Source organism: Pantoea rwandensis, assembly GCF_000759475.1.
Classification (GTDB): Bacteria; Pseudomonadota; Gammaproteobacteria; order Enterobacterales; family Enterobacteriaceae; genus Pantoea; species Pantoea rwandensis_B.
Window position 1 is genome coordinate 515,685 of the sequence record NZ_CP009454.1, and the last position, 12,871, is coordinate 528,555.

11 protein-coding genes are annotated in these 12,871 nt (G+C 54.1%); all 11 read right to left on the bottom strand.

Annotation, left to right across the window (positions count from 1 at the left end; genetic code table 11):
* Positions 1–62: 62 nt before the first annotated feature.
* Positions 63–797: a phosphate signaling complex protein PhoU gene (gene phoU / locus LH22_RS02265; protein ID WP_038643963.1), complete on the bottom strand. Its 735-nt coding sequence runs from the start codon at positions 795–797 to the stop codon at positions 63–65.
* A gap of 14 nt (positions 798–811) precedes the next feature.
* Positions 812–1,585, bottom strand: a complete 774-nt coding sequence (gene pstB, locus LH22_RS02270) for a phosphate ABC transporter ATP-binding protein PstB (protein WP_034830029.1) — start codon at positions 1,583–1,585, stop codon at positions 812–814.
* 44 nt (positions 1,586–1,629) lie between these two features.
* Positions 1,630–2,517: a phosphate ABC transporter permease PstA gene (pstA, locus tag LH22_RS02275; RefSeq protein ID WP_038643964.1), complete on the bottom strand. Its 888-nt coding sequence runs from the start codon at positions 2,515–2,517 to the stop codon at positions 1,630–1,632.
* On the bottom strand, positions 2,514–3,476 hold the full coding sequence (pstC, locus tag LH22_RS02280) for a phosphate ABC transporter permease PstC (RefSeq protein WP_038643966.1): 963 nt from the start codon (positions 3,474–3,476) through the stop codon (positions 2,514–2,516). The genes pstA and pstC overlap by 4 nt, the downstream gene beginning before the upstream one ends.
* A gap of 90 nt (positions 3,477–3,566) precedes the next feature.
* Positions 3,567–4,610 (bottom strand): phosphate ABC transporter substrate-binding protein PstS, encoded by a 1,044-nt coding sequence (gene pstS / locus LH22_RS02285; RefSeq protein ID WP_038643967.1) that lies wholly within the window; start codon positions 4,608–4,610, stop codon positions 3,567–3,569.
* A 177-nt stretch (positions 4,611–4,787) separates the two neighbouring features.
* The gene (glmS, locus tag LH22_RS02290) at positions 4,788–6,617 is read right to left on the bottom strand and encodes a glutamine--fructose-6-phosphate transaminase (isomerizing) (protein ID WP_038643969.1); all 1,830 of its coding nucleotides are present in this window, start codon (positions 6,615–6,617) and stop codon (positions 4,788–4,790) included.
* A gap of 242 nt (positions 6,618–6,859) precedes the next feature.
* Complete coding sequence (gene glmU, locus LH22_RS02295; RefSeq protein WP_038643970.1) at positions 6,860–8,230, bottom strand: bifunctional UDP-N-acetylglucosamine diphosphorylase/glucosamine-1-phosphate N-acetyltransferase GlmU; 1,371 nt, start codon at positions 8,228–8,230, stop codon at positions 6,860–6,862.
* A 267-nt stretch (positions 8,231–8,497) separates the two neighbouring features.
* On the bottom strand, positions 8,498–8,917 hold the full coding sequence (locus tag LH22_RS02300; RefSeq protein ID WP_034830038.1) for a F0F1 ATP synthase subunit epsilon: 420 nt from the start codon (positions 8,915–8,917) through the stop codon (positions 8,498–8,500).
* A 24-nt stretch (positions 8,918–8,941) separates the two neighbouring features.
* The gene (gene atpD / locus LH22_RS02305) at positions 8,942–10,339 is read right to left on the bottom strand and encodes a F0F1 ATP synthase subunit beta (protein WP_034830039.1); all 1,398 of its coding nucleotides are present in this window, start codon (positions 10,337–10,339) and stop codon (positions 8,942–8,944) included.
* Between the two features lie 63 nt (positions 10,340–10,402).
* On the bottom strand, positions 10,403–11,269 hold the full coding sequence (gene atpG, locus LH22_RS02310; RefSeq protein WP_038643972.1) for a F0F1 ATP synthase subunit gamma: 867 nt from the start codon (positions 11,267–11,269) through the stop codon (positions 10,403–10,405).
* Positions 11,270–11,321: 52 nt separating this feature from the next.
* The gene (gene atpA, locus LH22_RS02315; RefSeq protein ID WP_038643973.1) at positions 11,322–12,863 is read right to left on the bottom strand and encodes a F0F1 ATP synthase subunit alpha; all 1,542 of its coding nucleotides are present in this window, start codon (positions 12,861–12,863) and stop codon (positions 11,322–11,324) included.
* Positions 12,864–12,871 lie beyond the last annotated feature (8 nt).

Here is a 12,871-nt window from a genome sequence, read left to right on the forward strand (position 1 = left end):
CCAATCAGAAATGAAGATGGCTGCCTGTTTGCCACAGTCGCAACAGGCAGCCGAAACGGCAATTAAGAGGGTTTATTGCTGCCGTCATCACCTGACAGCAGTTCATCCAGCTTGTCGCCGCCAACGTGACGGAAATCCTGACCTTTAACGAAATAGAAGATAATTTCGCAGATGTTCTGGCAACGGTCACCGATACGCTCGATAGCGCGGGCACAGAACAGCGCCGTCAGTACACTTGGGATGGTGCGTGGATCTTCCATCATGTAGGTCATCAGCTGACGCACAATGCCTTCGTACTCTTTGTCGACCTTCTTATCTTCACGATAGATCTTAATGGCTTCATTCAGATCCATACGCGCGAAGGCATCCAGCACGTCGTGCAGCATCTGCACGGTGTGGCGACCCAGAGATTCCAGACTCACCAGCAGCGGCAGGTGCTGCTGGCTGAACTTCTCCAGCGCCGTGCGGCTGATTTTCTCAGCGACGTCACCGATACGTTCCAGCTCAGAGATGGTCTTGATGATTGCCATCACCAGGCGCAAGTCGCTGGCGGTAGGCTGACGTTTGGCGATGATGCGTACGCAGGCTTCATCAATCTCCACTTCCATCATGTTGACCTTCTGGTCACCGTCGATCACACGACGTGCCAGCTCGCCATCCTGGTTGTGCATCGCGGTAATGGCATCGGTAAGCTGCTGCTCCACCATGCCACCCATGATCATCACCTGAGTGCGAATGTGTTCCAGCTCCGCGTTGAACTGACCGGAGATGTGTTTGTTCAGATTCAAATTGTCCATGTGCGTCTCCTGAATCAGCCGTAACGACCGGTGATGTAATCTTCGGTCTGCTTCTGCGCGGGCTTGGTAAACAGTGTATCGGTGTCGCTGAATTCGATCAGCTCGCCCAGATACATGAAAGCGGTATGGTCAGAACAACGCGCGGCCTGCTGCATGTTGTGCGTCACGATCACCACGGTGTAATCCTGCTTCAGCTCGGTGATCAGCTCTTCAATACGACCGGTAGAGATCGGATCGAGTGCCGAGCATGGCTCATCCAGCAACAGCACTTCCGGGCGAATCGCGATGCCGCGTGCGATGCACAGACGCTGCTGCTGACCGCCGGAGAGACTGTAACCGCTCTGATGCAGCTTGTCTTTGGTTTCATTCCACAGCGCTGCTTTGGTCAGCGCCCACTGCACACGCTCGTCCATATCGGCACGTGACAGCTTTTCAAACAGACGTACGCCAAACGCGATGTTGTCATAAATCGACATCGGGAACGGCGTTGGCTTCTGGAACACCATGCCCACGCGTGCGCGCAGCAGGGCGATATCCTGATGGGAAGCCAGAATATTGTCGCCATCCAGCAGAATGTCACCTTCAGCACGCTGCTCAGGGTAGAGCGAGTACATTTTGTTGAAGGTGCGCAGCAGGGTGGATTTACCACAGCCTGATGGTCCGATGAAGGCGGTGACCTGGTTCTTCGCGATATCCAGGTTAATGTTCTTCAGAGCGTGAAACTTTCCGTAATAGAAGTTCAGATTGCGAACCTGAATTTTACCGGCAGAAGTCGTTGCCATACTCATTGCTCATCTCTCATGTGCAGCGCCGCCGAAGCCGCGCCGGGAAATTAATGTTTGCCCTTGGCGAAAACCACTCGCGCGACAATGTTCAGCAGCAGCACGCACAGGGTAATGATCAACACACCCGCCCATGCCAGGCTTTGCCACTCGGCAAACGGGCTCATGGCGAATTTGAAAATCGTCACCGGCAGGTTGGCGATCGGCTGCATCATGTCGGTGCTCCAGAACTGGTTCGACAGCGCAGTAAACAGCAGCGGTGCGGTTTCGCCCGCGATACGTGCCACGGCCAGCAGCACACCGGTGATAATCCCGGATACTGAGGCTTTCAACGTGATGGCAGAAATCATCTTCCACTTCGGCGTACCCAGTGCATAAGCCGCTTCACGCATGCTGTCTGGTACCAGACGCAGCATGTTTTCCGAGGTACGAATCACGATAGGAATCTGCAACAGCGCCAGCGCCACCACACCCGCCCAGCCAGAGAAGTGCTGCATCTGTGCCACCACGATGGTGTAGACGAACAGGCCCACCACAATCGACGGTGCTGACAACAGGATGTCATTGATGAAGCGAATCACTTCCGCCAGCCAATGCTTACGGCCATATTCGGCAAGATAAATACCGGCCATGATGCCCAGCGGCGTACCGATCACCGTTGACCACAGAATCAGTAATCCACTGCCCGCCAGGGCGTTAGCTAAACCACCGCCTGCGGTGTTCGGTGGCGGGGTTGATTCGGTGAACAGTGACCAGCTCAGGCCATCGATGCCTTTGGTGACGGTAGTGAACAGAATCCACACCAGCCAGAACAGGCCAAAGGCCATGGTCAGCATCGACAAGGTCAGCGCGATTTTGTTTTTGGTACTGCGCCACGCCTGCATTTTGCGGCGAGACGCTTCCAGCTCAGCGCGAGCCTGCATTTCAATAGCTGTCATGAACGGGCTCCTTCACTCTTCGCCAGACGCAGGATCATCAGTTTAGAGATCGCCAGCACGATAAAGGTAATCACGAACAGGATCAGACCCAGTTCCATCAGCGCGGCCACGTGCACACCCGACTCGGCTTCAGCGAATTCGTTCGCCAGCGCAGAGGTGATGCTGTTGCCCGGCATAAACAGCGAGGCGCTGTCGAGCTGGTAGGTGTTACCGATGATAAAGGTCACCGCCATGGTTTCACCCAAAGCACGACCCAGACCGAGCATCACGCCACCGATTACACCGTTTTTGGTGAACGGCAGCACGATGCGCCAGATCACTTCCCACGTGGTGCAACCAATGCCGTAAGCGGACTCTTTCATCATTACTGGCGTCTGCTCAAACACATCACGCATCACCGAAGCAATGTACGGGATGATCATGATGGCGAGAATGACACCTGCCGCCAGAATACCGATACCGAACGCCGGGCCAGAGAACAGGGTGCCCACAATCGGAATGTTCGACATCACGTTGCCGACCGGCGTCTGGAAGTATTCGGCGAATAGCGGGGCGAAGATGAACAGGCCCCACATGCCGTAAACGATACTCGGGATCGCAGCCAGCAACTCAATCGCGGTACCCAGCGGGCGACGCAACCAATTTGGCGCCAGTTCCGTCAGGAACAGCGCAATGCCAAAGCTCACCGGCACAGCGATGATTAAGGCAATGATCGAGGTGACGAGGGTGCCGTAAATCGGTACCAGCGCACCAAATTGTTCGTTTGGCGCATCCCAGGTTTTGGTCCATAAGAAGGAAAAACCAAATTTTTGGATGCTTGGCCAGGAGGAGAAAATCAGGGAGACGATAATGCCACCCATCAACAACAACACGATAAGCGCGGAAAGTTTCACCAGCGCGCCGAAAATCATGTCACCTTGTTTACCTGGGGCTTTGAACGTCGGCTTAGTGGCAGCCATAAGTTTCTCGGTTCTCAGAGGAAGTTCAGGGCGGCATACCATGCCGCCCATCGGGTTGGTCAGTCAGGGGAGACTGGCCGGGTCATTCACTTACTTGTAAATCGCTTTGCCGGCGCTGTCTTTGATGTTCGCTTTCCAGGCAGTACGAATCTGGTTAGCGACGCTTTCTGGCAGCGCGGCGTAATCCAGTGAGGTTGCAGTTTTGCTGCCGCCTTTGTAAGCCCAGTCGAAGAACTTCAGCACTTCAGCACCTTTCTCAGCATTCGCCTGGTCTTTGTAGATCAGGATGAAAGTGGTTGAGGTGATCGGCCATGCATCGTTGCCTTTCTGGAAGGTCAGGTCTTGAGCGAAAGACTCGCTCCAGTTTGCGCCTTTGGCTGCGTTAGCAAAGCTGGCTTCGCTTGGTGCAACAGATTTACCGTCAGCATCAACCAGTTTGGTGTAGGTCAGGTTGTTCTGCTTAGCGTACGCATATTCAACGTAGCCAATTGACCCCGGCAGACGCTGTACGAATGCAGCTACGCCGTCGTTACCTTTACCACCCAGACCGGTTGGCCAGTTAACGGTGTTACCTTTACCAATTTTGCTGTTCCAGTCTGCGTTGACTTTAGACAGGTAGCTGGTGAACACGAAAGAAGTACCTGAACCATCAGCACGGCGAACCACGTTGATGTTGGTGTCTGGCAGTTTCACGCCTGGGTTCAGCTTAGTGATCGCCGGGTCGTTCCACTTTTTGATGTTGCCCAGGTAGATATCGCCAACGGTTTTGCCGTCCAGCGTCAGTTCGCCTGATTTCACGCCTGGGATGTTAACGGCCAGCACCACACCACCGATTACGGTAGGGAACTGGAACAGACCATTTTTTTCCAAATCGGCATCAGCCATCGGCGCATCTGACGCACCGAAATCAACGGTTTTAGCGATGATCTGCTTAACGCCGCCTGAAGAACCAATACCCTGATAGTTGATTTTGCTACCGGTGGCTTGCTGGTATTCTGCTGCCCACTTGGCATAAACCGGTGCCGGGAATGTACCGCCAGCGCCAGTCAGGTCGGTGGCTGCAAAAGCAGATACCGCGCTTACTGCGAAGGTGGCGGCGAGGATTCGGGCTACGGATGTACGCATCAGTGTCATGTTCCCTCCAGGGGATTTAAAAAAAATCAGGCTCAATGCCTTTTTAGTAGGAGTCAGTGATTGCTGCTGGAGGGAAAATAGGACAGTTTGATGACAGTGAAATGTACGAAATATGACAGTTATATGACACCGATTAAATTACAAGCGGGCCCCTTGCAGGCCCGCCATTTTTACTGATTATTCAACGGTAACCGATTTTGCCAGGTTACGTGGCTGGTCAACATCTGTCCCTTTAATCAGCGCAACGTGATACGAAAGCAGCTGCAGCGGCACGGTGTAGAAGATCGGTGCAATCACCTCTTCAACGTGTGGCAGTGAGATGATTTTCATGCCCTCGCTGTCGCTGAAACCCGCATCCTGGTCGGCAAACACATACAGCAGACCACCGCGTGCACGCACCTCTTCGATGTTGGATTTCAGCTTCTCCAGCAGCTCGTTATTCGGCGCGACGACGATGACCGGCATATCAGCATTAATCAGCGCCAGCGGGCCGTGTTTCAGCTCTCCGGCGGCGTAGGCTTCAGCATGGATATAGGAGATCTCTTTCAGCTTCAGCGCCCCTTCCATCGCGATCGGATACTGATCGCCACGACCCAGGAACAAAGCATGATGCTTGTCCGAGAAACCTTCGGCCAGGCTTTCAATCACTTTATCCTGCGCCAGCATTTGCTCGATGCGGCTTGGCAGTGCTTGCAGCGCATGCACGATCTCATGCTCTGTTTCCGGCTTCATACCGTGCAGACGGCCCAGTTTCGCCACCAGCATCAGCAACACCGCTAGCTGGGTGGTGAAGGCTTTGGTTGAGGCCACACCAATTTCGGTGCCGGCTTTGGTCATCAGCGCCAGATCGGATTCACGCACCAGCGAAGAGCCGGCAACGTTACAAATGGCCAGCGACCCAAGATAACCCAGTTCTTTTGACAGACGCAGTGCGGCCAGCGTATCGGCGGTTTCACCCGATTGCGACAGGGTGATTAGCAGGCTGTTTTTACGCACAGCGGATTTGCGATAGCGGAATTCGGAGGCGATTTCCACATCGCAAGGAATGTTGGCCAGCGACTCAAACCAGTAGCGCGACACCATCCCGGAGTTATACGAGGTACCGCAGGCGATAATCTGGATGTGCTCAACCTTGCTCAGCAAGGCTTCGGCATTGGCACCCAGTTCGCTGAGATCGATTTGCCCATGATTAAAACGACCGGTAATGGTGTTTTTAATCGCGTTCGGCTGCTCGTAGATCTCTTTCTGCATGTAGTGACGATAGGCACCTTTATCACCGGCATCGTACTGCGCAGTGGATTCGATTTCCGCGCGTTTGGCTGGCTTGCCATCACGATCGATGATGGTGACTTCACGGCGCGTAATCTCAGCGATATCGCCCTCTTCCAGGTACATAAAGCGGCGGGTCACCGGCAGCAGCGCCAGTTGGTCAGAAGCAATGAAGTTTTCACCCACGCCACGGCCAATCACCAGCGGGCTACCGGAACGCGCAGCCACCAGCACGGAGGGATCGCGGCTGTCCATGATCACCATGCCATAAGCACCGCGCAGTTGCGGGATCACGCGCAGTACCACTTCGCGCAATGTGCCGCCCTGCTTCTGCTCCCAGTGCACCAGATGTGCCACCACTTCGGTGTCGGTTTCGGAGGCAAATTGGTAACCGCGTTCGATCATCTGCGCACGCAATGGCTCATGGTTCTCAATGATACCGTTATGCACAATGATAATGTGCTCAGAGACATGCGGATGCGCATTGGCTTCTGATGGCTCACCGTGTGTTGCCCAGCGCGTATGAGCAATACCTGTACCACCAATCAGCGGTTGCTGCTCTGCGGCTTCGGCCAGATTAGCCACTTTGCCAAGACGACGCAGACGCGTCATATGTCCCTGGCGATCGACAACGGCCAGACCCGCAGAGTCATAACCGCGATACTCAAGACGACGCAGACCTTCCAGCAGAATTTCTGCGATGTCACGCTGCGCTACTGCACCAACAATTCCACACATAATAGTTTCCTGACTTCATGGCTTTCGGCCATTGCGTTGTCTTCTGACCTGATTTCCCCGAGCCTTGTAGAGAGTGGGGGATCTACCTTTCATAATTCAAATTTCAGGTGCGTTGGCCAGGCGCATTCACCTCAGTCACTGACTGAAGTCAGTGACTGAGGATTCGCGCTTACCACCTTTCTGAAACTCGAATGATTTCGAGTAGTTTTTCCTACGAGCCGATCTTTGCCGACCCTTAAAATTTATTTTTTCTTAACCGGACGCTGCCAGCCAGACTTCTGGTTCTGTTCTTTACGGTTGTAGACCAAATCGGCTGCGGTGACATCTTTCATTACCGTAGTACCTGCTGCGATGGTCGCGCCAGCCGCGACGGTGACCGGAGCCACCAGCTGGGTATCGGAGCCGACAAACACGTTGTCGCCGATAATGGTCTTCGATTTATTCGCGCCATCGTAGTTACAGGTAATGGTGCCGGCACCGATGTTCACGCCCGCGCCAATTTCCGCGTCACCGAGATAAGAGAGATGGCCAGCTTTAGAGCCTTTGCCCAGGGTGGCTTTTTTCATCTCAACGAAATTGCCAACGTGCGCCTCTTCTGCCAACTCGCTGCCAGGGCGCAGACGCGCGAACGGGCCAACGGTGCAGGCAGCGGCTAGGGTGGCATCTTCGATGACTGAATAAGGGCTGATTTCGCAATCATCGCCAATCACGCTGTTTTTGATGATGCACCCAGCGCCTATCCTGACGCGGTTGCCCAATGCCACCGAGCCTTCAATGATAACGTTGGTATCGATCTCGACGTCACGTCCATGTTGCAGCGTTCCGCGCAGGTCGAAACGAGCAGGATCGCGCAGCATGACGCCCGCCAGCAGCAGTTGTTCTGCTCGCTCGCTCTGATATGCGCGCTCAAGCGTGGCCAGCTGCAGACGATTGTTCACGCCATCGGTTTCACTGATACGGGCCGGGTGCACCGCATTGATCACGCGGCCTTCATGATGCGCCATGGCAATGATATCGGTGATATAGAATTCACCCTGCGCATTGTTGTTATTCAGCTGTGCTAACCAGCGTTTTAAGTCCCCGCCGTTAGCAATCAGAATGCCGGTGTTAATCTCAGGGATTTTCAGCTGTTCGGCTGAGGCATCTTTCTGCTCAACAATGCCTGTCACCGTGCCATTTTCACGCACAATGCGCCCATAACCGGTTGGATTATCCAGCACCACCGTCAGCAAACCGATGCCGCCTTCAGGTTTGGCATCACGCAGGCGTTGCAATGTCGGTTGGGAGATCAGCGGTACATCGCCGTACAGCATCAAAATATCTTCGTCATCAGCAAAGAATTGTGCCGCCTGCTGCATCGCATGGCCGGTACCCAGCTGTTCAGCCTGCAATACCCAGTTCAAGGTGTTGTGGGCCAGTTTCTCTTGCAGTAAATCGCCGCCGTGACCGTACACCAGATGCACCTGCTGGGCACCGAGGCCGGTCGCGGCATCGATCACATGCTGAACCATCGGTTTACCTGCCAGGGTATGCAGAACTTTCGGCAGATCGGAATACATTCGGGTGCCTTTGCCAGCGGCCAGGATCACCACACTCATCGCGCTTGTAGACATAACTATCCAGACTCAATTTAACTTTCGAAAGTGTAAGGTTTACCCCTGAGATTACTACATTTTTCTCGGGGCGAAATTAGCGGATAAAGATGAAAGGATGATCGGGGATAAAACCAGTTCCGGCCTGGACATCACACGATGCATTTTGCCGATGCAATCGGTCGGCTGAGCACGACAACATCGCACTCACCCAAAGCGGGGCGATTTATCGCACGCAAAAAAAATGCCAACCCAATGGGCTGGCATTTCGTGACGCATAAAGCCTGATTACATCGCTTTCTTGGTCAGCTCGATTACACGCAGTTTCGCGATAGCTTTCGCCAGCTCTGCAGAGGCCTGAGCATAGTCCACGTCACCGTGGCTGCTGTTCATGTGCTCTTCTGCTTTACGTTTCGCTTCCAGCGCGCGCGCTTCGTCGAGGTCTTCACCGCGAATCGCGGTGTCGGCCAGAACGGTCGTGCTGCCCGGCTGTACTTCCAGCACGCCGCCAGAGAGGTAGATATACTCCTCTTCGCCGTGCTGCTTCACGATGCGAATCATACCAGGCTTGATGGCTGTCAGCAGCGGGGCGTGGCCAGGGTAAATACCTAGCTCACCTTCGCTACCTGACACCTGGATGCGCTCAACCAGACCGGAGAACATTTGCTGCTCCGCGCTGACAACGTCCAGATGATAAGTCATAGCCATACTATTCCTCCTGGGAAACCGTTATTACAGTTTCTTCGCTTTTTCTACAGCTTCTTCGATAGCGCCGACCATGTAGAACGCCTGCTCTGGCAGGTGGTCGAATTCGCCTTCCATGATGCCTTTGAAGCCACGAATAGTGTCTTTCAGGGTCACGTACTTACCTGGAGAACCGGTGAAGACTTCAGCAACGAAGAACGGCTGAGACAGGAAGCGCTGAATCTTACGCGCACGTGCCACCAACAGTTTGTCTTCTTCAGACAGCTCGTCCATACCGAGGATGGCGATGATGTCTTTCAGTTCCTGGTAACGCTGCAGCAGAGACTGCACGCCACGCGCAACGTCGTAGTGCTCCTGACCCACGATCAGTGGATCCAGCTGACGGCTGGTAGAATCCAGCGGGTCAACGGCTGGGTAGATACCCAGAGAGGCGATCTGACGGCTCAGCGTAACGGTTGAGTCTAAGTGAGCAAAGGTGGTTGCTGGTGACGGGTCAGTCAAGTCATCCGCAGGAACGTAAACGGCCTGTACAGAGGTGATTGAACCGGTCTTAGTGGAGGTAATACGCTCCTGCAACACACCCATCTCTTCTGCCAGCGTTGGCTGGTAGCCTACCGCAGATGGCATACGACCCAGCAGTGCTGATACTTCAGTACCGGCCAGGGTGTAACGGTAGATGTTGTCGATGAACAGCAGAACGTCACGGCCTTCATCACGGAATTTCTCCGCCATGGTCAGACCGGTCAGTGCTACGCGCAGACGGTTACCCGGCGGCTCGTTCATCTGGCCATACACCAGCGCTACTTTATCGATAACGTTGGAGTCAGTCATTTCGTGGTAGAAGTCGTTACCCTCACGAGTACGCTCACCCACACCAGCAAATACCGAGTAACCTGAGTGCTCAGCCGCGATGTTACGGATCAGCTCCATCATGTTTACGGTTTTACCTACACCCGCACCACCGAACAGACCGACTTTACCGCCCTTAGCGAACGGACACATCAGGTCGATAACCTTGATGCCGGTTTCCAGCAGCTCTTGCGAGTTAGACTGATCTTCATAAGAAGGCGCAGCACGGTGAATAGAGGAAACCTCTACGGTGGTGCCGTCATCATTCTGCAGGTCGCCTTTCATGTCGATTGGTTCGCCCAATACGTTCATGATACGGCCGAGGGTTGCTTTACCAACCGGTACCTGGATCGGTTTTTTGAGGTCGGTAACTTGCAGACCGCGCTTCAGGCCGTCAGAAGTACCCATGGCGATGGTACGAACCACGCCACCACCCAGCTGCTGCTGAACTTCCAGCACCAGACGAGCGTCACCATTTTGAACCTCAAGCGCGCTATATACCTGCGGTACCGCGTCCTGAGGGAATTCGACGTCAACTACGGCGCCGATAATCTGGACAATCTTTCCAGCTGCCATCTTGAATCCTCTACCTAATACGAGAATATCCGGCCGCGCTCGCGCGACAGGATATATGCCTGGTTAAACCGCGGAGGCTCCCGAGACGATCTCGGTAAGTTCCTGGGTGATGCTGGCCTGACGAGCTTTGTTGTAAACCAACTGCAGCTCTTTGATCAGGTTTCCGCCGTTATCGGTTGCAGCTTTCATTGCCACCATACGTGCAGCCTGCTCACTGGCCAGGTTTTCCACCACACCCTGATAAACCTGCGATTCGACATAACGGCGCAGCAGGGTATCCAGCAGCGCTTTCGGATCGGGTTCGTACAGGTAATCCCAGGTCTTCGCCTTCATCTCTTCTTCACCTTCCGCTGGCGGTAACGGCAGCAGTTGGGTAATGGTCGGAGTCTGAGACATGGTGTTATTAAACTTGTTGCCGACGATATACAGCTTGTCGATGCGGCCTTCATCATAAGCCTGCAACATCACTTTTACTGGGCCGATAAGATCAGACAGTGCAGGCTTGTCGCCCATACCAGTGACCTGTGCCACGATGTTGCCACCGACAGAGCCGAAGAATGAATTGCCTTTAGAACCGATAATGGCCAGATCGCTCTGCACACCTTTATCAGCCCAGCTCTTCATATCTGCCAGCAATTTTTTGAACAGGTTAATGTTCAAACCACCACAAAGCCCGCGGTCAGTCGAAACGACCAGGTAGCCGACGCGCTTAACGTCACGCTCATCCAGGTAAGGGTGCTTGTATTCCAGATTACCGAGAGCAAGGTGACCAATCACTTTGCGCATGGTATCTGCATACGGACGGCTGGCCGCCATGCGTTCCTGCGTTTTACGCATTTTGGAGGCGGCGACCATTTCCATCGCTTTGGTGATCTTCTGCGTATTTTTTACGCTTCCAATCTTGGTACGTATTTCTTTTGCACCGGCCATTAGCTTCTCCTCAAAGCCTTGCGGCCTGCCTTTTCAGACAAGCCGCCAGACATTACCAGGACTGGGTTGCTTTAAACGTTTCGAGCAGGCCTTTCAGCTTCGCTTCGATGTCGTTGTTAAAGTTGCCCGCTTGGTTGATTTCAGCCATCAGCTCAGCGTGGTCGCGATCCGCGAACGCCAGCAGGGCGGCTTCGAAGCTACCGATTTTCGCCAGTTCAACGTCGTTCAGGAAGCCGCGCTCAGCAGCAAACAGCACCAGACCCTGTTGCGCGACAGACATCGGCGCATACTGTTTCTGTTTCAGCAGCTCGGTCACTTTCTGACCGTGGCTCAGCTGTTTACGGGTTGCATCATCCAGATCAGATGCGAACTGAGAGAACGCAGCCAGTTCACGATACTGTGCCAGCGCGGTACGGATACCACCGGACAGTTTCTTGATGATCTTGGTCTGTGCAGCACCACCAACACGGGATACAGAGATACCCGGGTTAACGGCTGGACGAATACCGGAGTTAAACAGGTTTGATTCCAGGAAGATCTGACCATCAGTAATCGAGATTACGTTGGTCGGAACGAACGCAGAAACGTCACCCGCCTGAGTTTCGATGATTGGCAGCGCGGTCAGAGAACCGGTCTGGCCTTTCACTTCACCGTTGGTGAAGCGCTCAACGTAGTCAGCGCTAACGCGTGATGCACGCTCCAGCAGACGAGAGTGGAGATAGAACACGTCGCCTGGGAATGCTTCACGACCTGGTGGACGGCGCAGCAGCAGTGAAATCTGACGGTAAGCAACAGCCTGCTTAGACAGGTCATCGTATACGATCAGCGCGTCTTCACCGCGGTCACGGAAGTACTCACCCATCGCACAACCGGCGTAAGGTGACAGATACTGCAGTGCTGCAGACTCAGAAGCAGAAGCCACAACCACGATGGTGTTAGCCAACGCGCCGTGTTCTTCCAGCTTACGTACCACGTTAGAAATGGTTGACGCTTTCTGGCCAATCGCAACGTAGACACACTTGATGCCTGAATCGCGCTGGTTGATGATGGCGTCGATTGCCATTGCGGTTTTACCGGTCTGACGGTCACCGATGATCAGCTCACGCTGGCCACGGCCGATTGGAATCATCGCATCGACAGATTTGTAACCGGTCTGAACAGGCTGGTCTACTGACTGACGGTCGATAACGCCCGGTGCAATCACTTCAACAGGCGAGAAGCCGTCGTTTTCGATTGCGCCTTTACCGTCGATCGGTGCACCCAGGGTGTTCACCACACGGCCCAGCAGGCCACGGCCAACTGGAACTTCAAGAATACGGCCAGTACATTTAACCTTCATGCCTTCGGCGAGGTCAGCGTACGGGCCCATCACTACTGCACCAACCGAGTCACGCTCGAGGTTCAGTGCGATAGCGTAACGGTTGCCCGGCAGGGCAATCATCTCACCCTGCATCACATCGGCCAGGCCGTGTACGCGGATGATACCGTCACTTACAGAAACAATAGTACCTTCGTTGTGAGCTTCGCTCACCACATTGAACTGAGCAATGCGCTGCTTGATCAGTTCGCTGATTTCGGTGGAATTCAGTTGCATATGCTCCA

Coding starts and splice junctions, on each gene's coding strand:
- atpA (WP_038643973.1), bottom strand. CDS start 12,863: ATGCAACTGAATTCCACCGAAATCAGCGAACTGATCAAGCAGCGCATT.
- atpG (WP_038643972.1), bottom strand. CDS start 11,269: ATGGCCGGTGCAAAAGAAATACGTACCAAGATTGGAAGCGTAAAAAAT.
- glmS (WP_038643969.1), bottom strand. CDS start 6,617: ATGTGTGGAATTGTTGGTGCAGTAGCGCAGCGTGACATCGCAGAAATT.
- pstS (WP_038643967.1), bottom strand. CDS start 4,610: ATGACACTGATGCGTACATCCGTAGCCCGAATCCTCGCCGCCACCTTC.
- pstA (WP_038643964.1), bottom strand. CDS start 2,517: ATGACAGCTATTGAAATGCAGGCTCGCGCTGAGCTGGAAGCGTCTCGC.
- glmU (WP_038643970.1), bottom strand. CDS start 8,230: ATGTCTACAAGCGCGATGAGTGTGGTGATCCTGGCCGCTGGCAAAGGC.
- pstB (WP_034830029.1), bottom strand. CDS start 1,585: ATGAGTATGGCAACGACTTCTGCCGGTAAAATTCAGGTTCGCAATCTG.
- phoU (WP_038643963.1), bottom strand. CDS start 797: ATGGACAATTTGAATCTGAACAAACACATCTCCGGTCAGTTCAACGCG.
- LH22_RS02300 (WP_034830038.1), bottom strand. CDS start 8,917: ATGGCTATGACTTATCATCTGGACGTTGTCAGCGCGGAGCAGCAAATG.
- pstC (WP_038643966.1), bottom strand. CDS start 3,476: ATGGCTGCCACTAAGCCGACGTTCAAAGCCCCAGGTAAACAAGGTGAC.
- atpD (WP_034830039.1), bottom strand. CDS start 10,339: ATGGCAGCTGGAAAGATTGTCCAGATTATCGGCGCCGTAGTTGACGTC.